This is a genomic window from Streptomyces composti (assembly GCF_012034205.1).
GTDB lineage: Bacteria > Actinomycetota > Actinomycetes > Streptomycetales > Streptomycetaceae > Streptomyces > Streptomyces composti.
On sequence record NZ_JAATEM010000025.1, the window covers coordinates 1 to 22,117 of the forward strand.

Consider the following 22,117-nt stretch of genomic DNA (forward strand, 5'->3'; position numbering starts at 1 on the left):
GCTAGCGCTTGACCGCGCAGAGCAGCCCGTCGCCCACCGGCAGCAGGGAGGACACCAGCTCCTGGCTGTCGCGCACGGTCCGCACCAGCTCGCGCAGCCGCAGCACCTCCGTGGGCTGCGGCCCGGAGTCGACGGTCCGGCCGTTCGCGAACACGCCCTCGAAGGCGACGAGGCCTCCCGGACGCAGCAGGCGCAACGATTCAGCGAGGTAGTCCTGGTACTCCAGCCGGTCGCCGTCGCAGAACACCAGGTCGTACCCCGCGTCCGCCAGCCGCGGCAGCACGTCCAGGGCGTGGCCCGGGATGAAGCGGGCCCGGTTGGCGGCGAAGCCCGCGTCCCGGAAGGCCTGCCGGGCGTACTGCTGGTGGTCGGGCTCCGGGTCGACCGTGGTGAGCACCCCGTCCGGGCGCATGCCGTGCAGCAGATGGATCCCGGACACGCCGCAGCCCGTGCCGATCTCGGCGACGGCCTTGGCGTCCACCGACGCGGCCAGCAACCGCAGCACTGCGCCCGTGCCGGGCGACACCGAGCGCAGCCCTGCCTCGCGGGCCCGTTCGCGGGCCCAGCGCAGCGCGTCGTCCTCGGCGACATAGGCGTCGGCGAACGCCCAGCTCGTCTGCCGGTTGGCGGTAATGACCCTCTCCTGTCCCCGTGGTTGCCTGGGCGTGACTGTATCCGTTGCCGTCGGGAACCCGCAGATGGGACCGGTCGTTTAAGGGGATGAGCACGTGGCGCGAGCCGTGACGGGGGGAAGAGGGTGGACGAGGACGCCGAGCAAGTGCTGACGCAGTCGTACGAGCCATGGCAGCCCACATCAAATTTTCGTAAAACCGCTTATCCGGAGCTAACGGGCGAGGTGGCTATGGTAGGGGCTCCACTGGACACCACCAGAGCCGACAGGGGAGGTGCGGCTGCGCCCGGAGACCGGGGCGGAGTGCTGCGGCGCTTCCTCCCGTCGGCGGGCAGGCCGAAATCCGTGAACGACACCGCTGCTGACCACAGCCACGCCTCCGGGTCCGCCGAGGGCCCGGCCCAGACCGCGAGCTTCGCCACCGACGCGGACGGGAACGCGTGGACTCCGCCCACCTGGGAGGAGATCGTCAGCATGCACAGCGGCCGGGTCTACCGGCTCGCCTATCGCCTCACGGGCAACCAGCACGACGCCGAGGACCTCACCCAGGAGGTCTTCGTCCGCGTCTTCCGCTCCCTGTCGACGTACACGCCGGGCACCTTCGAGGGCTGGCTGCACCGCATCACCACCAACCTCTTCCTGGACATGGTGCGCCGCAAGCAGCGCATCCGTTTCGACGCGCTGGGCGAGGACGCGGCCGAGCGGCTGGCCAGCAAGGAGCCCACCCCTCAGCAGGTCTTCAACGACGCCCACTTCGACGCGGACGTCCAGCAGGCCCTCGACACGCTCGCCCCCGAGTTCCGCGCCGCCGTCGTGCTGTGCGACATCGAGGGACTGTCGTACGAGGAGATCGCCGCGACCCTCGGCGTCAAGCTCGGCACCGTCCGCTCCCGGATCCACCGCGGCCGGTCGCAGCTGCGCAAGGCCCTTGCGCACCGCTCGCCGCAGGCCCGGGCGGACCGCCGCTCCTTCGTGCCGCGAGTCGCCGCACTGGGAGGAGGGGGCGCGGGCGCGTGAGCGGATCACGACCGAAGTCTCCCGAGGGACACCTCGCCGAGCAGCATCTGGGAGACCGACTCTCCGCCCTGGTGGACGGAGAGCTCGGTCATGACGCACGTGAACGGGTCCTCGCGCATGTCGCCACCTGCGCCCGGTGCAAGGCGGAGGTGGACGAGCAGCGCCGTCTGAAGAGCGTCTTCGCCCAGGCGGCCCCGCCACCCCCGTCCGAGAGCCTGCTGGCCCGCCTCCAGGGCCTGCCCGCGGGCGGCGACCTCGGCGGCGGCGCACCGCTGGGCGGCGGACTGCCGGGCACGGGCTCCGGCGTCTTCGGCGCCCGGCGCGGTGACCGCTTCGAGTTCGCCTACGCCCCGACGCGGCGGCACGCCCCGGCGCTGGGCCCCTCGCCGGACCGCGGCTTCCGCATCCACGAGGTCACCCGGCCCGAGCACGACCGGGCCGCCTCGCGCGGGCTGCGTTTCGCCTTCGCCGCCGCCGGAGCGGTGTCGCTGGCCGCGATCGCACTCGGCGGGGTGGCCACCATGGCGCCGACCGACGCGGAGGTGCGCGGCCCGGGCAAGGGCAGCAATGTGACGCCGGCGCGCACACAGGGCGCGGGGGCGGCCGCCGCCTCCGAGAGCCAGCGCCGCCGCGGCGGCGCCGCCCCGCTGCTCAGCCAGATGCAGGGCACGGGCACCTTCGGTGACACCCCGACCGCCCCCACGGTGGTGTCGGCACCGCTGCTGCCGGGAGCGGGGCAGGGCCAGGGCGCGTCCCCCCTGGGCGACGCGGCACCCGTGTCCCCGCTGATACGTCCCCTCGGCACGACGGCGCCGCCGGTGCTCACCGGCTGGGCCGACAAGTCCGGGATCAAGACCCCGGACCTGCTGCCGACGGCCGGTCCCACGCCGTCCTCCCGCACGGTTCGCTGAATCGCCCCTGCGCGCGGGTGCACGGACCTGATTGAATCCATCAGGCGCGCCCGGGTCCGGCCCGAGCGCGCCACGGAGTCGATGATCTGCGGCCGGGACCGACAGGCCGGCCGTGACCAGCTGCGGGGAGAGCATGAACGAGGGGAAGCCGGAGCCGTCGGGGGAACGGGAGGGCGCGCCGGAGCCGGCCCGGCCCGCCGACGCCGACTTCGAACTGGCCCGGCCGCAGCGGCCCGCCGCCCACGAGGGCGACTACGAACTCGAACGCCCGGCGACCCCGGCCCCACCGGCCACCTCCGGCGAGGCGGAGCCCGCCGGGCAGCAGGAGCAGCACGAGCCCGCGGACCAGGCGCCGAGCGCGGTCGGGTCCTCCGGTCCGGCCGAGGCTGCGGGCGAGACCCGGCAGTCCGGCCCCCCGGTCCACGCCCCGCAGGCGGCCGGGGGCGCGGAGGCGGCCGCGAGCCCGGACAGGGGCTCAGGGCCGGAGGACGAACAGCGCGGGGCGCCGGCGGGCGGAACGGAACCGGCGGCCCCGGCGGCTCCGGCGGCTCCGGCGGCCGCGTCCGGTACGGCAGGCCCGTCCGGTGCGGACGGTGGGCCTGCGGAGGCGGTCGGCGAGCGGCAGCAGAAGCCGTTGCACGATCCCGATCCCTACAACACCCCGCCGTACGGCGAGCCCGGTCCCTGGGCCCCGGCGCCGCCCGTGCAGCACCCGGCGACCACACCGGCCCACGGCATCGCCGTACCGCCCGTCGCGGCCCACGCGGGCGGTGCACAGCAGCAGGCCGTCGCCGCACCCGCTTCCGTGCCGGGCGGCCACGCCCCCGCGCCGGGCATCCCCGCGCAGGCCACGGCTCCGCAGGCTGCCGTCCCGCAGGCCGCCCCCGCGCCCGGCGTCCCCGCACAGGGCCCGGGCGCCTCAGACGCCCCGGCCCAGGCTCCCGGCGCACCCGGCACCTCCGGTGCGTCCGGATCCGCCGCCCTCGACCCCTGGCGGCGGTACGACCCCTGGGCTGCTGCCGCTGCGGCTGCTCCGCTGCACCTGCACGGGGAGCCGGTCGAGACGGAGCGGCGGCGGCGCAGGCGGCGGGCGAGGCTGCTGGTCGGCTTTCTGCTGGTCTTCGCGGTGGTGTGCGGGCTGGCCGGAGGGTTCGTCGGGGCGTATCTCGAGCGCAACGGCGGACTGGGTGCGGTGGAGCTGCCGCAGGCCGCGAAGGAGGACGTGAAGCGGGATCCCGACAGCGTGGCCGGGATCGCGGAGCGGGCGCTGCCCAGCGTCGTCACCCTGCATGTCAGCGGCGGTGGGAAGGCCGGGACGGGCACCGGCTTCGTGCTCGACACCCGGGGGCACATCCTGACGAACGACCATGTCGTCGAACCCGCCGGGGACGGCGGTGAGATCACCGTGACCTTCCACAGCGGGGACACCGCCGAGGCCACCGTCGTCGGCCAGGACAGCGGCTACGACCTCGCCGTCGTGAAGGTCAAGGGCGTCAAGGGGCTCGAGCCGCTGCCCCTGGGCAACTCCGACAATGTGAAGGTCGGCGACCCGGTGGTCGCCATCGGCGCCCCCTTCGACCTCGCGGGGACGGTCACCTCCGGCATCATCAGCGCCAAGGAGCGGCCCATCACCGCAGGCGGCGAGAAGGGCGACGGCAGCGACGTGTCCTACGTCGACGCACTGCAGACCGACGCCCCGATCAACCCGGGCAACTCCGGCGGCCCGCTGCTGGACGCCGACGCCCGCGTGATCGGCATCAACTCGGCCATCCGCTCCGCCGGCGGCGACTCCGACGGCCGGGCCGGTTCCATAGGCCTCGGCTTCGCCATCCCCATCAACCAGGGCAAGCGCGTCGCCGAGGAGCTGATCAACACCGGCAGGGCGACCCACCCGGTCATCGGCATCACCCTCGACATGCAGTACACCGGCGACGGCGCCCGCGTGGGCACCAGGGGCAGCGACGGCGGCCCGCCGGTGGTCTCCGGCGGCCCCGGCGACAAGGCGGGCATCAAGCCCGGCGACGTCATCACCAAGGTCGACGGCCGGCCCATCCACTCGGGTGAGGAGCTCATCGTCAAGACCCGGGCACACCGCCCCGGCGACAGGCTGGAGCTCACCCTGGAACGGGACGGCAAGGAGCGCACCATCTCGCTGGTGCTCGGCTCCTCCGACGGTGACTGAGACGCAGGGGGCCGGTGCAGTACCGGTCGTACCGGCCGGCCGGGTACCGTGGACCCGGCCCGATGGGATCGCGAGGAGCTTGCAGTGTTCAACGACATAGGACCGCTCGAGCTGGTCACGCTCGTCATCCTCGCCGTGCTCGTCTTCGGACCCGACAAGCTGCCCAAGGTCATCCAGGACGTGGCCCGCACCATCCGGAAGATCCGCGACTTCTCGGAGAGCGCCAAGCAGGACATCCGGCAGGAGCTGGGCCCCGAGTTCAAGGACTTCGAGTTCGAGGACCTCAACCCCAAGACGTTCATCCGCAAGCAGCTGGAGAACGACGACCTGGGGCTGAAGGAGATCCGCAACGGCTTCGACCTGAAGAAGGAGATGGCCGAGGTCACGGACGCCGTCAACGGACGCGACTCCGACACCGGGTCCGCCGGGTCCGCCGCCGCGTCCTCCTCCGGCGGCCGGGTCGACATGACCAAGCGACCCGCCGACGACCGGCCGCCGTTCGACGCGGACGCCACCTGACCCTGCTGACCGCCGTCCAGCGCACGGCCCGGCCGCATTCCCGCCTGCGCCCGCGCGGGGGCGCGCGCCCCCGCGTACGTGACGCGTTTCACACTCCGATGTGCCGCCACGCGGCCTGATCCGGGTGTCCGGACGGCCCACGCGCCGGGCGCTTTCCGGCCGTGTGCCGACAGGGTGGTTATGCTGCCGAGTTGTTGTGCGGATCGGACGAGTACGCCCGTAGGGGGGGCGGGCCGCCCCGGTCCGACGAGAGCGAGGAGGCGTCCGGGATCATGGAGACGACGAGTCGGGCAGTCGCGCAGGCGCCGGCCGCGGAGGACGGACCACAGGTCCACCCCGCCCGGCGTGCGGTCGACGACTACCTGCGGGCGCCCTTTCCCTGGTACGGCCTGGACGAGGCGTTCACCGGGCCCCGCTGGCTGATGCAGGTCGGCACGGCCGCCGACGGGGCCGTCGAGCACGGGTCCCTCGGGCACGGCGACGAGCCGACGGTGCGCAACGAGCACGCCGCCGCGTCCGGCCAGGACGTCAAGGAGAAGTTCGCGGTGGTGGTGACCGTGGCGGCCAACCCGGTGCGGCGCAGCGCCGACGGCACGGGCCTGCTGGAGGCCACCTCGGTGTCCTCCGCGGCCTGGCTGGCGGGCGTGGGACTGCTGTCCTTCACCTGGCCGGGGCAGATGGACCACTCCCTGCGCGACGACTGGCTGGAGCAGCAGACGGAGACGGCGTGGGCGCTGGCCGACGACCTGTCCGGGGAGCAGTGGTCGGCGCTGACCCTCCCCGTGGACGGGGTGCCGACACCGTTCCACTACCGGGAGTCCGAGTTCGGGTGGGTGCTGGCCGGGTCGACCCAGGCGGGCGTGCACGTGGGGGCGTACGGGCGCGGCATGAGCGCCTACGGACTGGGCTTTTCCGCGGTGAGGGACATCGTCGCCTACACCTGAGCCACCACGTCCGAGGGCATGAGCGAGGGGCGCCGGTCGGTGACCGGCGCCCCTCGTATGCGCCTGACGCCCCGGAGGAGTCCTGGAGCGGCGGGGCCGCTCGGACTCGTCGAGGGTGTCGTCTCAGAACTTGTTGCGCGGGGTGATCCCCAGCGACATGCCCGACAGGCCGCGCTGCCGGCCGCCCAGCTTGCCCGCGACGGAGCGCAGGGCCGCGCCCGCCGGGGAGTCCGGGTCGGTGAGGACCACCGGCTTGCCCTCGTCGCCGCCCTCGCGCAGGCGCACGTCGATGGGGATGCTGCCGAGGACCGGGACATTGGTGCCGGTGGTGCGGGTCAGGCCGTCCGCGACCAGCTGGCCGCCGCCCGTGCCGAAGACGTCGACCATCTCGCCGCAGTGCGGGCAGGGCAGGCCGGACATGTTCTCGACCACGCCGACGATCTTCTGGTGGGTCTGCACGGCGATGGAGCCGGCGCGCTCGGCCACCTCGGCCGCCGCCTGCTGCGGGGTCGTCACCACCAGGATCTCGGCGTTCGGCACCAGCTGCGCCACCGAGATCGCGATGTCACCGGTGCCGGGCGGCAGGTCCAGCAGCAGCACGTCCAGGTCGCCCCAGTAGACGTCCGCCAGGAACTGCTGCAGCGCCCGGTGCAGCATGGGGCCGCGCCAGACCACCGGGGCGTTGCCCGGGGTGAACATGCCGATGGAGATGACCTTCACGCCGTTGGCCGAGGGCGGCATGATCATGTTCTCGACCTGTGTGGGACGGCCGTCCGCGCCCAGCATGCGGGGCACGCTGTGGCCGTAGATGTCGGCGTCCACGACACCGACCTTCAGCCCGTCGGCCGCCATCGCCGCCGCCAGGTTCACCGTCACCGAGGACTTGCCCACGCCGCCCTTGCCGGAGGCGACCGCGTAGACGCGGGTGAGACTGCCGGGCTTGGCGAACGGGACCTCGCGCTCGGTCTGGCCGCCGCGCAGCGCGCTGGCCAGCTCCTTGCGCTGCTCGTCGCTCATCACGTCGAGCGTGACATCGACCCGGGTGACGCCCTCGACCCGGGCGACCGCGTCCTTCACACGCTGGGTGATGGTCTCGCGCATCGGGCAGCCCGACACCGTCAGGTACACGGTGACCGCGACCGCGCCGTCCGCGCCGATCTCCACCGATTTCACCATCCCGAGCTCGGTGATGGGCCGGTTGATCTCGGGGTCGTTCACCGTCGCCAGTGCCTCGCGCACCGCGTCTTCCGTAGCCATGAGAACGATGGTACGGCGCCGGGTACACCGGCCGGTAAGCCCGTCAGTGGTCGCCTGCGTCACGTCCCGGAGGCCGTTGTGCGCGCATCGCCGGAAGTGCCCCGTTGTGCTCCCGGTGTCCGTTCTGCCGCAGCTCCAGCTCCTTGACCAGGTCCTGCAGCTCCGAGCGGATCCAGTCACGCGTGGCCACCTCGCCGAGCCCGATGCGCAGCGCGGCGACCTCCCGGGTCAGGTACTCGGTGTCCGCGATGGACCGCTCGTTGCGCTTGCGGTCCTGCTCCAGGTTGACCCGGTCGCGGTCGTCCTGCCGGTTCTGCGCGAGCAGGATCAGCGGCGCCGCGTAGGACGCCTGCAGGGACAGGGCCAGCGTCAGGAAGATGAACGGGTACTCGTCGAACCGCACCGACTCGGGCAGCAGCGTGTTCCACACGATCCAGACGACGATCGTGACCGTCATCCAGGCCAGGAACCGCCCGGTGCCGATGAAGCGGGCGATCCGCTCCGACATCCGCCCGAAGGCCTCCGGGTCGTACTCGGGCAGGATCCGGCGGCGCGGCGGGCGCGGCTGGTCGAGGCGGGGCGCACGGGGCCGTCCGGCGGCGGTGGCGCCCGACGGCAGCCGCTCGCGCACGCCGTCGCGCTCAGGCGCCATCCGGGACCACCCCCTTGTCGAGATGGAACTCGGTCTCCCGCCAGTCCTCGGGCAGCATGTGGTCCAGCACGTCGTCCACGGTCACGGCCCCCAGCAGCGACCCCGCCTCATCGACCACGGGTGCCGCCACCATGTCGTAGGTCGCGAAGAACCCGGCGACGACGGGCAGCGCCGCATCGGGCTCCAGCGGTTGCAGATCGTCGTCCAGCATCGAGCCGACCAGGGTGTACGGGGGGTCGCGCAGCAGGCGCTGGAAGTGCACCGTGCCGAGGTACTTGCCGGTGGGCGTCTCGTCGGGCGGCCGGCAGACGTACACCTGGGCGGCGAGCGCCGGGGACAGGTCCGGGTTGCGGATCCGGGCCAGGGCGTCGGCGACGGTCGCGTCGGGGCGCAGGATGATCGGCTCGGTCGTCATCAGACCGCCCGCGGTGCGCTCCTCGTACGACATCAGGCGCCGCATGTCGGCCGCGTCGCCCGGCCGCATCAGACTCAGCATGCGTTCCTTGTCGTCCTCGGGCAGCTCGGCGAGCAGGTCGGCGGCGTCGTCCGGGTCCATGGCGCCGAGCACGTCGGCGGCGCGTTCCTCGGCCAGCTTCATGAAGATCTCGATCTGGTCGTCGTCCGGCAGCTCCTCCAGCACGTCGGCCAGCCGGTCGTCGTCCAGGGCGGCGGCCACCTCGGCCCGCCTTTTGGGGGAGAGGTGGTGCAGCACATTGGCGAGATCGGCGGGGCGCAGCTGTTCGAAGGTGGCGAGCAGGTTCTCGGCGCCCTGCCCCTCCTCCTCCAGCGAGAAGCCGGTGACGGCCGACCACTCGACGGTGAGCGTCTCGCCCTTGCTGCGCCGGAAGGCCCCGCCCTTCTTGCCCTTGCGCACGAAGACCCGGTCGATCTCCCACTCCCGGCGGGCGGGCAGCTGATGCACCGACAGGTCCAGGACGGTGACCTCCTCGCCGGTCTCCACCAGCGTCACCCGCCGGTCGAGCAGCTCGCCGAAGACCAGCCGCTCGGTGGGCCGCTGCTCGAAGCGCCGCACATTGAGCACACCGGTGGTGATGACCTGCCCCGCCTGCACCGCCGTCACCCGGGTCATGGGCAGGAAGATGCGCCGCCGGGTGGCGAGTTCGACGACCAGCCCGAGCAGCCTCGGCGGCCGTTGGGCGACCCGCAGCATGACGACCAGGTCGCGCACCCGCCCCACCTGGTCGCCGGTCGGGTCGAAGACCGCGACACCGGACAGGTGCGAGACGAAGAACCGGGGGGCGCCCGCTGCCATGGCCGCGTCTCCTTTCCGTGCGAGGTGGTCGTTACGGGGACTGCCTGGTGCGTCGGCTTATACGAATTGCCCGCTCGGGTGGGCTTCAGGCTAGCCCGTCCTGATCGGCCGCGCGCAGGCGGCCGGTCCGTACGGACTGGCTCCATCCGCCTCGTGTGCCCCCGGTACTCTGCGGTACGCCGTTCAGGTCCCCGTCAGAGAGGCAGCCGCACCTGTGATTCCGATCTCCCAGGGCCGTTCGCGCTGGGCCGCGCCGGCGCTCGCCGTCTGTGTACTGCTGGTGGCGGGAGCGGGACTCACCGGGTGCTCCGAAGAGGATCCGGACGCGGGCACCAACGGCGTCGGCAGGCTGTCCCCGCAGGAGATCCAGAGCCGCACCCAGAAGGCCGCCGCCTCGGTCGACACGGTCCGGCTGCACGGCACCGTGGTCACCAAGGGCCGCACCTACAAGCTCGACATGCGGGTGAAGTCCGAGGGCGGGATCGGGTCGGTCACCACCGAGGGGGAGACGTTCCGCCTGCTGCGGGTGGGGGACGAGCTGTTCCTCAAGGCCGGTGCCGAGTTCTGGGGCCGGGGCGGCAAGGGCGCGGACGGCGGCGGCACCAGGGCGGACGCGGCGGCGGCCGCCAAGCTCGCCGAGAAGTACGTGAAGGTGCCCAAGGGCGACCCCTCGTACAAGAAGTTCAGCGGTTTCACCGACAAGGACGTGCTGCTCGGCGGGCTGCTGACCCTGCACGGCGAGCTGGCCACGGACGGCCACCACGAGCAGGGGGGAGTGCGCACCATCCGGATCACCGGCGACGACGGCTCCGGCGGCACCCTCGACGTCTCCCTCGAGGGCCAGCCGTTCCCCCTCCGCCTGGTCCGGGCCGGCAAGGCGGGCGTCCTCACCTTCTCCTCCTGGGGCGCCGACTTCCCCCTCAAGAAGCCCGCCAAGGACGAAACCCTCGACTACGGCAAACAACTCCCCAGCTCCTGAGAAGCGCCCCCGCAGCGGGCAGGCGTGCCGCTGGGGCGACGGGGCCCGGCACCAGCACCCACCAGCACCGGTGAGCCCCCGCAGCCCTACCCGCGCCTGCGCTTGCCACGAGCCAGCAGCTTCGGCAAGGCTGCGGGAACCGGCCGACGCGTCGTGGCCGGGGAAGGCAGCGGCGGCTCGGACAGAGACCCGTCCGGCAACGGCACCGTCTCCCCCGTAGGCTCCAGCCGCAGCACTCTGCACTCCCGCGCCCACCGTTCGACCATGGCCTCGCCGTCGGGCGCGTTCAGCCGCTTCCCCTTGAGCTCGGCGACCGCCGCCGCCCACTCCTCGCCCCCGGCGGCCAGCTCCGCCACCTTCGCGTTCCAGGTGACCAGCCGCCCGCCCTTGTCCTTGCTGCGCACCGTCACCTCGGCCGTGCCACCGTCCACGAGTCCCGCCAGCGGCTGCTCCCCGGGCCCGTCGCCGACGACGCAGGCGGCCCCCTCGTGCCATACGTGCCACAGCACACGGGCCGCGGGAGCCCCGGCGGCCCGCACCCAGACCAGGCCGGACTTCTTGGTGGCCTCCTCGATGAGGGCCCGCTCCAGCAGCTCGCTCGTCATGCGCTCAGCCTATCGAGCGGGCGTTCACAGCCAGCCGTTGCGCTTGAGCGTGCGGTGGATGCCGAAGCAGATGCCGACGATGATCGTCAGCACCATCGGGTAGCCGTACCGCCAGTGCAGCTCCGGCATGTGGTCGAAGTTCATGCCGTACACCCCGCAGACCATGGTCGGCACGGCGATGATCGCCGCCCAGGAGGTGATCTTGCGCATGTCCTCGTTCTGCGCCACGGACGCCTGGGCGAGGTTGGCCTGGAGGATGGAGTTGAGCAGCTCGTCGAAGCCCATGACCTGCTCCTGCACCCGGGCCACGTGGTCGGCGACGTCCCGGAAGTACTTCTGGATCTCCGGGTCGATCAGCCGCATGGGCCGCTCACTGAGCAGCTGCATCGGCCGCAGCAGCGGGGCCACCGCCCGCTTGAACTCCAGCACCTCGCGCTTGAGCTGGTAGATCCGCCCGGCGTCGGTGCCGCGCGGGGTGCCCTTGCGGCCGGGCGAGAACACCTCGGTCTCGACCTCGTCGATGTCGTCCTGCACCGCGTCGGCGACCGCGATGTAGCCGTCGACGACGTGGTCGGCGATTGCGTGCAGCACCGCGGAGGGGCCCTTGGCCAGCAGCTCGGGGTTGTCCTGCAGGCGGTGCCGCAGGGCGCGCAGCGAGCCCTGGCCGCCGTGCCGCACCGTGATGAAGAAGTCCCGGCCGGTGAAGCACATCACCTCGCCGGTGGCGACCACCTCGCTGCTGGAGGTGAGCCGGTCGTGCTCGACGTAGTGGACGGTCTTGAAGACCGTGAAGAGCGAGTCGTCGTAGCGCTCCAGCTTGGGCCGCTGGTGGGCCCGCACCGCGTCCTCGACGGCCAGCGGGTGGAGGCCGAACTCGCGGGCCACTCCGGCGAATTCGTCCTCGGTCGGCTCGTGCAGGCCGATCCACGCGAAGCCGCCGTCCCGGCGGACCAGTCGCATCGCCTCCTGCGGGGTGAGCGGTCCCTCGGTCGCCACCCGCCGTCCGTCCCGGTAGACGGCGCAGTCGACGACGGCGGTGGCCCGGGCCCGCTCGCACGGAGTCTCGTAGGTGGCGCCGGCCTTGCGCAGCGAGACACGGGAGGGGCGGACCACGGCGCGCAGGTCGCGAATCATCGACATGGCGGTCTCCTTCGCAGACGGGGCAACGAAAGGCGCGCCAGTACGACGGCTGGAACAACCCGGAATGAGGACGTCCGTGAACTGCGGATGTTTGGCACGTCCACAAAGCGGGGAGCACCGCACCGTCGCGGCGGCGAGCTTCGTCGCTGATACAGCTTGGGGCAGATCAGACAGAACGAAACGAAGTGCTCTTCCGTTGAAGAACGCGCATGCGAGGGGTGGCAGCCAGGAGGGAAACGGCTACATCAGGCGTCGCCGGAAGAGCGGGTGATACTGCACGGTCGACTTCGGTCCATGTCAGCCTCACCTCCTCCGGCCGGTCCCTCGTGAGGGACGATCCACACATCCCCATGGGGGATTCCCCTTGAGACGGGGAGAGTCGCACAGGCGTCGGGGCTCGGATCCGCGACGCCGCTGCGTGCTGCCCCGACCGACCAAGAGTATCAGCCGACCGGCGTGTCAAGGCGCCGCTTTGCCCGTGGCTGACGAGTTCTATGCTCGCCGCATGGCTGATGTTCTTCCTCTCGTCGAAGCCCGGTTGCGTACGGCGCTGGGCGAACCGGACGCGCGCGCGGCGGTCACCTTCCTCGGCACGGACCGCATCGAGGTGCTCCGTTTCGGCGAGGGGGAGATCGTCCGCTACGCCACGCTCGGCATGTCCGCGCACCCCATGACCGACCCCACGGCGGTGGTCGCCGACCCGGTGAAGGGGCCGCGCGCCGAGCTGCTGCTCTCGGTGCGCGCCGGGATCGCGGACACCGACAAGGTGCTGCGCCCGCTCGCCGTTCTCGCCGCCTCTCCGCAGGTCGAGGGCGTGGTGGTGGCGCCCGGCGCCTCGCTCGACGTGGGTGAACCGCTGTGGCCGGGCGCCCCGTTCACCTCGGTGCTGGTGGCCGAGCCGGGCGGTCTGGTGGAGGACCTCGAGCTCGACGCGCCGCTCGACCCCGTGCGGTTCCTGCCGCTGCTGCCGATGACCCCGAACGAGGCCGCCTGGAAGCGGGTGCACGGGGCCCAGGCGCTTCAGGAACGCTGGCTCAGCAGCGGGACGGATCTGCGGGACCCGGCGCGCAGGTCCGTCCCGCTGGACTGAGCCGGCGTGAGCAAACTCACCGAGCCCCTCGCCAACTCCGTCCGCGGAAGGCTCAGTTGGTGAGCGTCGGAACGCCGTCCCCGGCGGCCCGGCGGACCTGCGGCTCCTGCGCCGCCGGGGTGAGCGCCCCGCGCCGCAGCAGGACCACCAGCGCGCCCAGCACCGCGGTGACCGCAGCCACCACGAACGGGATGTGCACATCGGTCCACTCCTCGATCCGGGGCGCGAAGAAGGGCGCCGCGGCCGCCGCGAACCAGCGCACGAAGTTGTACCCGGCGCTCGCCACCGGCCGCGGGGCGTCCGACACGCCCAGCGCCAGCTCGGTGTAGACGGTGTTGTTCACGCCGATCAGGGCGCCGGAGAGCACCGTGCAGACCACGGCGGTGGTGTGGCCGCCGTAGCCGAGCACCAGCACGTCGGCGGCGAGCAGCACCAGTGAGCCGCACAGCACGGCCGCGGAGCCGAACCGCCGCTGCAGCCGGGGCGCCACGATCACCGAGAACACCGCGAGCAGCACGCCCCACGCCGCCGACGACCGGATGCGCGTCTTCACCGCCGGGCGCGAGCTGGTCCGCGAGTTCTCCACCGGGCTGACCGAGGCGCACGGCATCACCGCCGTCGACGACGAGGACGGCGAGTGCGTGTGGGTCGCCGACCCCGCCGAGAAGATCCGCACCACCGACGAGGACGGGCGGTACGAGTTCGTGCGGGTCGGCGCGCACGGGCGCGTCGCCAAGTTCACGCTGGACGGGCGGCTCGTGCGCGAGCTGCCCGTGCCCTCGCACCCGGCGTACGAGGAGCACCGCTTCGCCCCGACCGCCGTGGCCGCCGGCACCGACCGTATCTGGGTCGCCGACGGCTACGGCAACAACCTGGTGCACGCCTTCACCGCCGACGGCATCTACGAGAGCACCCTGGAGGGCGAGTTCGACTGCCCGCACGGCCTGCTCCTCGACCGCCGCGGCGACGAACACGAGCTGTACGTCGCGGACCGTGAGAACAGCCGCATCCAGGTGTACGGCGTGGACGGCGTCTTCCGCCGCACCGTCGGCGAGGGCGAACTGCGCCGCCCCTGCTCCATGGCGACCTCCGGAGACCTGCTCCTGGTGGCCGAACTCGAGGCGCGGCTCGCCGTGTTCGACGGCAAGGACGGGCTTGTCGGCTACATCGGCGCGGATGACGAGGCGGCACAGCGCCCCGGCTGGCCCAACGCCGAGACCGCCGACGGCCGCACCGTCCGCCCGCCCCTGCGCCACGGCCACTTCAACTCCCCGCACGGCCTCGCCGTCGACACCGAGGGCCGCCCCCTGGTCACCGAGTGGCTGATCGGCGGCCGCACGACCCGGCTCACCGCACGCGACTGAGGCCGGTCCGCGCCTCACCGCACGCAAGAGGCCCGGCCCCGTCCCCGCTGTCCAAGGGGTGGGGCCGGGCCGTTCGTGTCCCTGCCGGGCGGCGCTCAGGCGCGGGCGTCGTACAGGACCGGGTTCTTCGGGGTGTCCGGGACCTGGCCGACCGCGGTCCGGTCGACCCAGTGCAGGTCGCCGCGCTGGTTGTCGTTGGTGGGCTCGGCGACGCGGATGTCGGCGTCCATGTAGATGACGGTCATCACGCGGCGCGGGACCTCGCCGCGGTTCGGGCCCGCGTGGTGGAAGGTCCAGCCGCGGTGGAAGCTCACGTCACCGAGGGAGAACGGCTCGACGACGTCCTCGAAGCCCTGCTCCAGGACGGTCCTGCGGATCTCGCGCTCGGACTCGTCGGAGATCGGCAGGTCGCGGCCGAGGGAGAAGTTGTGGCTGCCGCGGGCGAAGCCGAGCGGGCCCATCTCCATCGGGGTCTCCTGCAGCGGGATCCACACGGTCACGGTGCGGTCCGAGGACAGCGGCCAGTAGTACTGGTCGGCGTGCCAGGGGGTGATGCCGCCGGACGGCTCCTTGTAGAGGGCCTGGTCGTGGTAGAGGCGCACGGAGTGCACGCCGAGCAGATCGGCGGCGATCTTCGCGAGCCGCTTGGAGAACACCAGCTCCTTGACCTTGTCGTTGTGCTCCCACAGGTTCGTGACCTGGAGGAACGCCTTGCCGTAGGTGTCGCGCTCCTCGAGCGGCAGGTGCTGGGTGTTGAGGCGGATCACCTCGGAGGTGATCGTCGGCTCGTACTCGGCGATGGTCTCTGGAGAGAGGACGTTCGACAGGCGGACGTAACCGTCGCGGTTGAAGTCGGCGGTCGCCGTCGACGACAGGCCCTCGTACGGGGTGTCGATCTCGCGGACGCGGGACTCGGTGGTGGCAGTCATGCGGGTTTCTCCCTGGATGTCATGGCCGGTGCGGGATGCCGGGAACAACCCTCGCAGCGCGGCACGGGGTGGTGCTACGCCGTGCTTGCCCGGAACCGATACTCAGTTGCCCCTCCCGCGTGATGCCGGGGAACCGCTAGCGTGCGGGGTGTGAAACCGCGTTTCGAACTGCCCGGCGCCTCCGACGACGCCACCTGGAAGTGCTTCATCCGACGTCAGGACGCCTTTGACTTCAACTGGCACCATCATGTCGAGTACGAGGTGACGCTCGTCACCGAAGGGTGTGGCACGCGTTACGTCGGTACCACTGTGGAGCCCTACCGGCCCGGTGACCTCGTACTGCTCGGCCCCGACCTGCCGCACACCTTCAGCTCCGAGCCGTACGAGGGCGGGGTCGCGGAGGCGGCCGTCGCGCAGTTCCGGCACGACTTCCTCGGGCCCGGCTTCTTCGACCTGCCGCAGTTCGCGTCCATCGCCGCGCTGCTCGCCCGCTCGGCGCGCGGCGCGCTCTTCTCGCCGGCGCCCGAACCCGTACGGCGCATCCTGACCGGCCTTCCGGACCTGGAGCCGGCCGCGGCCACCGTCGCCCTGCTCGACGCCCTGGACCGCCTGGCACGTACCGGCGGCGACCGCCCGCTCACCGGCCCCGGCTACACCACCGCCCCCGACGCCGACGTCAGCCGCCGCATCGACACGGTCTGCCGCCACCTGCAGGAAGCCCACCACCGCCCGGTGAAGCTGTCCGACGTCGCCGCCCTCGTCCACATGGCGCCCACCTCCTTCAGCCGCTTCTTCCGCCGCACCATGGGCCGCACGCTGACCGACTACGTCAACCAGCTCCGCATCGAGACCGCCTGCCGCCTGCTGATCACCACCGAACTGCCGATCACCGACGTCGCGGTACGCAGCGGCTACCAGAACCTCTCCAACTTCAACCGCCGCTTCCTGGAGTTGAAGTCGATGCGGCCGCGGGAGTACAGGAGGACGTACCGGGCGCACTGACGTAAATCCGGGAAGCGCGACCCGTGCTGTACACCTTGCTGTCCGGTCGACGCATGTCGAAAGCTTCGAAGCAGGTGACGATCCGAGTCCCCGAAGAGCTGCACGCGCAGCTGCAGGAGCTCGCCGAGGCCGAAGGCACCACGGTGACTTCGCTGATCACCGAGGCGGCGCGCAGTGCGGTCCGTGATCCGCGCCTCGACCGCGCCACGGACATCTTCCGCCAGTTCGTCGCGGAGAACGCCGATGCGTTCGACGCGGCCTTCCGGCCAGGTCGGTCCGAATGCGCACGGTGACGACGGAGCGGGCGGGGACGCGCACGGGCTCGGTGCGGCCGTCGAGGGCCAGGGTGCTCGCCGTCTGTGTACTGCTGGTGGCGGGAGCGGGAACCGTGATGCACAGGAAGCCGATCGCCATCAGCGCGGCCGTGCCGAAGAAGGGGTAGCGCCAGCTGGCGTCGCCGAGCAGCGCGCCGGCCAGCGGACCGCAGGCCATGCCGAGCCCGAGCGCGGACTCGTAGAGCAGGATCGCCGCCGCGCTGCCCCCGGCCGCCGCGCCGACGATGACCGCGAGGGCGGTGGAGACGAACAGCGCGTTGCCGAGGCCCCAGTCGGCCCGGAAGCCGACCAGTTCGCCGACCGAGGAGGAGGTGCCGGACAGCCCTGCGAAGATCACCACCAGGGCGAGGCCGAGCAGCAGGGTCCTGCGGCCGCCGATCCGGCTGGAGACGAAGCCGGTCACCAGCATCGCCAGCGCGGTGATGAGGAAGTACGAGGTGAACAGCAGGGACACCTGCCCGGCCGAGGCGTGCAGGCCCTGTGCGATGGAGGGCAGGATCGGGTCGACCAGGCCGATCCCCATGAAGGCGACGACGGACGCACCGGCGGTGGCCCAGACGGCCCCCGGCTGCTTGAGGACGCTTCCGGCCCCCGCTTCGAAGGGATCCACCAGGAGAACTCCAATCCCACGGCATGAACGGACGGAAAGATGGCAGATACACACATTAAGTTAGCTGAGCTAATTAATGCAAGTTACATCTATCTCTGCGGGGGTGTGGTTCACGGTTCGGTTCCCCCCCGGTCGGGTGATCGTCCTTGACGTGGCGCGGCAGAGCTAGGACCGTGGGGCTCTATGAGGGGCGAACCCAGTTGCCCGAAGTGCGGTGGCCGGGTCCGGGCTCCCGGCCTCTTCTCCGATGCGTGGCAGTGCGATGTGCACGGCACCGTGCATCCCCTGCAGCCCGTGCTGCCGCCGAGCGTCGAGGCACTCAACGTGGTGGTGCATCGCACGAAGGTGCCGGTGTGGATGCCCTGGCCGCTGCCCGTGGGCTGGCTGTTCACGGGGGTGGCGAGCGCGGGGGACGACCGCAGCGGCGGGCGTGCCACCGCCGTCGCGTGCACCGGGCCCGGGCCCCTCGGGGGGATGGGCGAGCTGATCCTGGTGGCCGAGGAGCTCGGCGTGGGGCTCGGCGCCCGCTACGCCGGCATCGACGGGCCGGACCCCGGGCCGTTCCTGAATGTCGAGAAGCCCGCCCAGACCAAGGTGCTGGCCGCCGGCCGTCCCACCCCGCTCTGGCACGTCTCCAAGACCCCGGACGACCGTGCCGTGTTCGCCGGTGAGGCCCTCGGGCTGTGGCTGTGGGCGGTGGTGTGGCCCGAGCAGTCGGGGCTGCTGATGTACGACGAGCTGGTCCTCACGGATCTGCGGGAGGCCGGGGCCGAGGTGGAGCTGGTGCCCTGCGGAGCCCTGTCCCCCCGGCTGCTGGAGGCCTGAGAAGAGGCGTCACTCCGAGGCCGGGCGGTGTGTAGGGGGTGCAGGGCCGGTTCGGGTGTGACAGAGGTGGGTGAAAATCCGGTTATCCTGAAGCGTCCCCATCCGTCCGTCCACCGCTTGGAGTATGTCGTGCGTATCGATCTGCACACCCACTCCACCGCGTCCGACGGCACGGACACGCCCGCCGACCTGGTCCGCAAGGCGGCCGCCGCCGGGCTCGACGTCATCGCGCTGACCGACCACGACACCACCCGGGGGCACGCCGAGGCGCTGTCCGTGCTGCCCGCGGGGCTGACCCTGGTTCCCGGAGCCGAGCTGTCCTGCCGGCTCGACGGCGTCAGCATGCACATGCTGGCCTACCTCTTCGACCCCGAGGAGCCGGCGCTGCTCGCCGAGCGCGAGCTGGTCAGGGACGACCGGGTGCCGCGCGCCAAGAGCATGATCGCCAAACTGAACGCGCTGGGCGTCCCCATCACCTGGGAGCAGGTCGCCCGGATCGCGGGGGAGGGCTCGGTCGGCCGCCCGCACATCGCCACCGCTCTGGTGGAGCTGGGCGTCGTGCCCAGCGTCAACGACGCCTTCACCCAGGAATGGCTGGCCGACGGCGGCCGGGCCTATGTCGAGAAGCACGAGACCAACCCCTTCGACGCGCTGCGGCTGATCAAGAACGCGGGCGGGGTGGCGGTCTTCGCCCACCCGGCAGCGACCAAGCGGGGCCGGACCGTGCCGGAGTCGGCGATCGCCGACCTCGCCGAGGCGGGCCTGGACGGCATCGAGGTCGATCACATGGACCACGACCCCGACACCCGGGCCCGGCTGCGCGGCCTCGCCAGGGAACTGGGCCTGCTGGTCACCGGGTCCAGTGACTACCACGGCAGCCGCAAGACCTGTGTGCTCGGCGAGTTCATGACGGACCCCGAGGTGTACGGCGAGATCACCCGGCGGGCGACCGGCGCCTTCCCGGTGCCGGGGACCGGCGGGGCCTGAGTCCCCGCGCCACCGCGGCCCTCACGCCCACCACACCTCTCGTACCTCCCTCAGCAAGGCACTCATGTTCGACGCTGCCGTCTTCGGCTCTCTGTTCCTGACCCTGTTTGTCATCATGGATCCCCCCGGGATCACCCCGATCTTCCTCGCCCTGACCGCCGGCCGCCCCGGCAAGGTGCAGAAGCGGATGGCCCTGCAGGCCGTCTGCGTGGCCGGCGGAGTCATCGCCGTGTTCGGCCTGCTGGGCCACCGCATCCTCGACTATCTGCATGTCTCGGTGCCCGCGCTGATGATCGCGGGGGGACTGCTGCTTCTGCTGATCGCCCTGGACCTGCTCACCGGCAAGACCGACGAGCCCAAGCAGACCAAGGACGTCAATGTCGCCCTGGTGCCGCTGGGCATGCCGCTGCTGGCCGGGCCCGGCGCCATCGTCTCGGTCATCCTCGCCGTCGAGAAGGCCGAATCCGTCGCCACGCAGGTGTCGGTGTGGTCGGCGATCGTCGCCATCCATGTGGTGCTGTGGCTGGTGATGCGCTATTCGCTGCTGATCATCCGCGTCATCAAGGACGGCGGTGTGGTGCTGGTGACCCGCCTCGCGGGCATGATGCTCTCCGCGATCGCCGTGCAGCAGATCATCAACGGGGTCACCCAGGTGATCCAGGGCGCCTGACGCCGGGGCGGCCGGCCTCTCGTCAGGAGGCGGCCGGCACTTCGGCCGGGCGGATCCACAGGCGCTGCCCGATGGCGGCGGCCTGCTGGACGATGGTGTTGACGCACGCGGCATCCACGATGGTGGTGTCCACGGGCGTGCCGTCGGTGTCGTCGAGTCGCATGATCTCGAAGCGCACAGGGCTCCTCTCGTTCGTGAGTCGTTCTGTACCTGTGCAACGAACTGTGCGATGCAAACATTCCCTACGCTAAGGAAAATTTTTGGTCGGCTAAATACTGTTCGGTGAGTGCTTCGCATGAGACCGATCGGGACCGGTTGTGTTCGTAGCGTGACCGCCGGGACAATGGAGGCAATGAACGACGACCTCGCGGCCCTGAGCGCCCGAATCGACCGCACCAACGAGCTGCTCGAGCGCATGCTCGCCGAGGTGGCGAAGACGCCCTCCACGCACGCGATCTTCGTCGACGCCGGATACCTGTACGCGGCGGCCGGCCGGCTCGTGGCGGGCACCGAGGACCGCCGCGCCTTCGACCTCGACGCCGAGGGACTCATCGACGCACTCATCGACCGCGCCCGCAGCATCTTCGCCGACAGCAGGCTGCTGCGCGTCTACTGGTACGACGGCGCCCGGCGCCGCATCCACACCGCCGAGCAGCAGTCCATCGCCGAACTGCCGGACGTCAAGGTCCGCCTCGGCAACCTCAACGCCAACAACCAGCAGAAGGGCGTCGACTCCCTGATCCGCAGCGACCTGGAGTCACTCGCCCGGCACCGCGCCATCAGCGACGCCGCCCTGCTCGGCGGCGACGAGGACCTGGTCTCCGCCGTCGAGGCCGCCCAGGGGTACGGCGCCCGGGTCCATCTGTGGGGCATCGAGGCCCCGGAGGGCCGCAACCAGGCCGAACCGCTGCTGTGGGAGGTGGACAGCCAGCGCACCTTCGACCTGGACTTCTTCAAGCCCTACGTCACCCGGCGCACCCCCGCCACCTACGAGCCCGCGGCCGGCCGGCCCACCCGCGACGACGTGCGGTTCGTCGGAGCGCAGATCGCCGCCAAGTGGCTCGCCGCCCGTGGCCGCGACTCCCTGCTCGAACTGCTCCCCGGCCACCCCTATCTGCCGGGCTCCGTCGACCAGGACCTGCTGGTCGAGGCGGAGGGCCTGCTCCAGTACTCCCTGCGCGGCCAGTCGGACCTGCGCCGGGCTCTGCGGGACGGCTTCTGGGACCACCTGCAGGCGCAGTACTAGGCCCGGTATCGGCTTCTGTCCGGCATCAGCCGCCGGCCGAGGGCTCGATCCCGTCCCAGAAGTCCGCGAGCGCCCTGGCGGTCTCCTCGGGCCGGTCCGCGTTGGGGGAGTGCTCGGCACCCTCGATCACCGAGCGGTGCGCGTTCAGCCGCCTGGCCATGGCGTCCAGGTCCGCCACCGGCCAGGTGTCGTCCCGCGAGCCGGAGAGCACATGGAACGGCAGCGGCACGGCGGCGAGCCGGTCCACCAGGTCCGGCTCCGTGCACAGCTGCCGCCCCGTGGCGAGGAGCTGCGCGGGCCGGGTGCGCAGCCAGCGGCGGCGCAGCAGCTCGGGCCCGCCGATGCCGCGCGCCGGTCCGCCGACCTCCTCCGGCGGGCCCATCGCCAGGATCGCCCTCCAGCACTCCTCCATCGACATCACCGCGAGCGCGTCCCGCAGCAGCCGCACCCGCTGCTCCTGGGAGACGGAGATGCGCGCAGGACCCGAGGCCATCAGGGTGAGGGAGCGGAAGGGGGAGTGGTCCAGCAGGACGGCGCGGCGGGCGATCAGCCCGCCGAGCGAGTGCCCGACCAGATGGACCCGCTCCCCGAGCGCCGCCACCTGCGCGAGCACGTCCCGCGCCAGCTCGTCCAGCGCGTAGGCGGACTCGTCGTCCGGCCCGTCCGACTCGTGCTGCCCGCGCCCGTCCACGGCGACGCTGCGGTACCCGCGCGCGGCGAGCGGCCCGTGCAGCAGCGTGAAGTCCTCCTTGCTGCCGGTGTACCCGGGCAGCAGCAGCGCGGTGCCCTTCGCGTCGGACCCCGGGGCCGCGGGCACGTCGACGACGGCGAACGACCCGCGTGCGGTGGGAAGCCGACGGGTCTCGTAAGGGGGGACGGTGAGGTCGGCGGTCACGCGGTGAGCGTAACGGGCGGCCCCGCACACGCCGACGGCCCGGCCCCCGCGCGG

Annotated in this window: 23 protein-coding genes and 2 pseudogenes; 14 read left to right on the forward strand and 11 right to left on the reverse strand. The window is 72.0% G+C overall.

The features are described from left to right. Position 1: 1 nt before the first annotated feature. On the reverse strand, positions 2 to 700 hold the full coding sequence (locus HCJ93_RS20455; RefSeq protein WP_167997310.1) for an O-methyltransferase: 699 nt from the start codon (positions 698 to 700) through the stop codon (positions 2 to 4). A gap of 162 nt (positions 701 to 862) precedes the next feature. Here HCJ93_RS20455 and sigE point away from each other — a divergent pair, with 162 nt between their 5' ends. From sigE to HCJ93_RS20480, 5 genes are all read left to right on the forward strand, one after another. Beyond that, positions 863 to 1,648: an RNA polymerase sigma factor SigE gene (gene sigE, locus HCJ93_RS20460; RefSeq protein WP_206317710.1), complete on the forward strand. Its 786-nt coding sequence runs from the start codon at positions 863 to 865 to the stop codon at positions 1,646 to 1,648. Further along, positions 1,645 to 2,559: an anti-sigma factor family protein gene (locus HCJ93_RS20465; protein ID WP_167997217.1), complete on the forward strand. Its 915-nt coding sequence runs from the start codon at positions 1,645 to 1,647 to the stop codon at positions 2,557 to 2,559. The genes sigE and HCJ93_RS20465 overlap by 4 nt, the downstream gene beginning before the upstream one ends. A gap of 133 nt (positions 2,560 to 2,692) precedes the next feature. Then, the gene (locus HCJ93_RS20470; RefSeq protein ID WP_240967727.1) at positions 2,693 to 4,741 is read left to right on the forward strand and encodes a trypsin-like peptidase domain-containing protein; all 2,049 of its coding nucleotides are present in this window, start codon (positions 2,693 to 2,695) and stop codon (positions 4,739 to 4,741) included. Positions 4,742 to 4,825: 84 nt separating this feature from the next. Then, positions 4,826 to 5,260: a sec-independent translocase gene (locus tag HCJ93_RS20475; RefSeq protein ID WP_167997218.1), complete on the forward strand. Its 435-nt coding sequence runs from the start codon at positions 4,826 to 4,828 to the stop codon at positions 5,258 to 5,260. Between the two features lie 272 nt (positions 5,261 to 5,532). Further along, the gene (locus tag HCJ93_RS20480; RefSeq protein ID WP_167997219.1) at positions 5,533 to 6,204 is read left to right on the forward strand and encodes a hypothetical protein; all 672 of its coding nucleotides are present in this window, start codon (positions 5,533 to 5,535) and stop codon (positions 6,202 to 6,204) included. A gap of 123 nt (positions 6,205 to 6,327) precedes the next feature. Here the strand turns inward: HCJ93_RS20480 and HCJ93_RS20485 are convergent, their stop codons facing one another. The 3 genes from HCJ93_RS20485 to HCJ93_RS20495 are packed head-to-tail and all read right to left on the reverse strand — an operon-like array spanning position 6,328 to position 9,386. Beyond that, a complete protein-coding gene (locus HCJ93_RS20485; RefSeq protein WP_167997220.1) occupies positions 6,328 to 7,461 on the reverse strand; it encodes an Mrp/NBP35 family ATP-binding protein in 1,134 nt (377 codons plus the stop codon). A 43-nt stretch (positions 7,462 to 7,504) separates the two neighbouring features. Then, positions 7,505 to 8,113: a DUF1003 domain-containing protein gene (locus HCJ93_RS20490; RefSeq protein ID WP_167997221.1), complete on the reverse strand. Its 609-nt coding sequence runs from the start codon at positions 8,111 to 8,113 to the stop codon at positions 7,505 to 7,507. Beyond that, positions 8,103 to 9,386, reverse strand: coding sequence for a magnesium transporter MgtE N-terminal domain-containing protein (locus HCJ93_RS20495; protein ID WP_167997222.1), 1,284 nt, complete (start codon positions 9,384 to 9,386; stop codon positions 8,103 to 8,105). The genes HCJ93_RS20490 and HCJ93_RS20495 overlap by 11 nt, the downstream gene beginning before the upstream one ends. 214 nt (positions 9,387 to 9,600) lie before the next feature. Here HCJ93_RS20495 and HCJ93_RS20500 point away from each other — a divergent pair, with 214 nt between their 5' ends. Then, positions 9,601 to 10,365 carry a hypothetical protein gene (locus HCJ93_RS20500; RefSeq protein WP_167997223.1) on the forward strand — a complete coding sequence of 255 codons (765 nt, stop codon included), beginning with the start codon at positions 9,601 to 9,603 and terminating at the stop codon, positions 10,363 to 10,365. 86 nt (positions 10,366 to 10,451) lie between these two features. Here the strand turns inward: HCJ93_RS20500 and HCJ93_RS20505 are convergent, their stop codons facing one another. Beyond that, positions 10,452 to 10,970 (reverse strand): hypothetical protein, encoded by a 519-nt coding sequence (locus tag HCJ93_RS20505; protein ID WP_167997224.1) that lies wholly within the window; start codon positions 10,968 to 10,970, stop codon positions 10,452 to 10,454. A 24-nt stretch (positions 10,971 to 10,994) separates the two neighbouring features. Continuing rightward, entirely contained in the window at positions 10,995 to 12,110 is a 1,116-nt protein-coding gene (locus HCJ93_RS20510; protein ID WP_167997225.1) for a magnesium and cobalt transport protein CorA, read from the reverse strand. A gap of 505 nt (positions 12,111 to 12,615) precedes the next feature. Between HCJ93_RS20510 and HCJ93_RS20515 the strand changes: the two genes are divergently transcribed. Beyond that, positions 12,616 to 13,200, forward strand: coding sequence for a suppressor of fused domain protein (locus HCJ93_RS20515; protein ID WP_167997226.1), 585 nt, complete (start codon positions 12,616 to 12,618; stop codon positions 13,198 to 13,200). Positions 13,201 to 13,252: 52 nt separating this feature from the next. On the opposite strand, the pseudogene HCJ93_RS20520 reads toward HCJ93_RS20515, so the two are convergent. Beyond that, positions 13,253 to 13,726: pseudogene (locus HCJ93_RS20520) on the reverse strand (MFS transporter); the annotation flags it as partial. Positions 13,727 to 13,739: 13 nt separating this feature from the next. On the opposite strand from HCJ93_RS20520, the gene HCJ93_RS20525 reads away from it, so the two are divergent. Continuing rightward, positions 13,740 to 14,564, forward strand: a complete 825-nt coding sequence (locus HCJ93_RS20525) for an NHL repeat-containing protein (RefSeq protein ID WP_167997227.1) — start codon at positions 13,740 to 13,742, stop codon at positions 14,562 to 14,564. A gap of 95 nt (positions 14,565 to 14,659) precedes the next feature. Here the strand turns inward: HCJ93_RS20525 and HCJ93_RS20530 are convergent, their stop codons facing one another. Then, positions 14,660 to 15,493, reverse strand: coding sequence for a phytanoyl-CoA dioxygenase family protein (locus HCJ93_RS20530; protein WP_167997228.1), 834 nt, complete (start codon positions 15,491 to 15,493; stop codon positions 14,660 to 14,662). A 150-nt stretch (positions 15,494 to 15,643) separates the two neighbouring features. Between HCJ93_RS20530 and HCJ93_RS20535 the strand changes: the two genes are divergently transcribed. Both HCJ93_RS20535 and HCJ93_RS29895 read left to right on the forward strand, forming a co-directional pair. Beyond that, positions 15,644 to 16,495, forward strand: a complete 852-nt coding sequence (locus HCJ93_RS20535) for an AraC family transcriptional regulator (protein ID WP_167997229.1) — start codon at positions 15,644 to 15,646, stop codon at positions 16,493 to 16,495. A gap of 53 nt (positions 16,496 to 16,548) precedes the next feature. Beyond that, positions 16,549 to 16,626 (forward strand): annotated as a pseudogene (locus HCJ93_RS29895) (toxin-antitoxin system HicB family antitoxin); the annotation flags it as partial. Positions 16,627 to 16,651: 25 nt separating this feature from the next. Here the strand turns inward: HCJ93_RS29895 and HCJ93_RS20545 are convergent. Further along, the gene (locus HCJ93_RS20545) at positions 16,652 to 17,440 is read right to left on the reverse strand and encodes an MFS transporter (protein WP_309141461.1); all 789 of its coding nucleotides are present in this window, start codon (positions 17,438 to 17,440) and stop codon (positions 16,652 to 16,654) included. Between the two features lie 183 nt (positions 17,441 to 17,623). Here HCJ93_RS20545 and HCJ93_RS20550 point away from each other — a divergent pair, with 183 nt between their 5' ends. The 3 genes from HCJ93_RS20550 (at position 17,624) to HCJ93_RS20560 (ending at position 19,922) form a co-directional block, all read left to right on the forward strand. Then, the gene (locus tag HCJ93_RS20550; RefSeq protein ID WP_167997230.1) at positions 17,624 to 18,265 is read left to right on the forward strand and encodes a DUF6758 family protein; all 642 of its coding nucleotides are present in this window, start codon (positions 17,624 to 17,626) and stop codon (positions 18,263 to 18,265) included. 129 nt (positions 18,266 to 18,394) lie between these two features. Then, positions 18,395 to 19,252, forward strand: a complete 858-nt coding sequence (locus HCJ93_RS20555) for a PHP domain-containing protein (RefSeq protein ID WP_167997231.1) — start codon at positions 18,395 to 18,397, stop codon at positions 19,250 to 19,252. A gap of 64 nt (positions 19,253 to 19,316) precedes the next feature. Beyond that, positions 19,317 to 19,922 carry a MarC family protein gene (locus HCJ93_RS20560; RefSeq protein WP_167997232.1) on the forward strand — a complete coding sequence of 202 codons (606 nt, stop codon included), beginning with the start codon at positions 19,317 to 19,319 and terminating at the stop codon, positions 19,920 to 19,922. Between the two features lie 22 nt (positions 19,923 to 19,944). On the opposite strand, the gene HCJ93_RS20565 is transcribed toward HCJ93_RS20560, so the two are convergent. Next, positions 19,945 to 20,100, reverse strand: coding sequence for a DUF8834 family protein (locus tag HCJ93_RS20565; RefSeq protein ID WP_167997233.1), 156 nt, complete (start codon positions 20,098 to 20,100; stop codon positions 19,945 to 19,947). A gap of 174 nt (positions 20,101 to 20,274) precedes the next feature. Between HCJ93_RS20565 and HCJ93_RS20570 the strand changes: the two genes are divergently transcribed. Next, positions 20,275 to 21,168, forward strand: a complete 894-nt coding sequence (locus HCJ93_RS20570) for an NYN domain-containing protein (protein WP_167997234.1) — start codon at positions 20,275 to 20,277, stop codon at positions 21,166 to 21,168. Between the two features lie 25 nt (positions 21,169 to 21,193). Here the strand turns inward: HCJ93_RS20570 and HCJ93_RS20575 are convergent, their stop codons facing one another. Continuing rightward, on the reverse strand, positions 21,194 to 22,063 hold the full coding sequence (locus HCJ93_RS20575; protein ID WP_167997235.1) for an alpha/beta fold hydrolase: 870 nt from the start codon (positions 22,061 to 22,063) through the stop codon (positions 21,194 to 21,196). Positions 22,064 to 22,117: the final 54 nt, after the last annotated feature.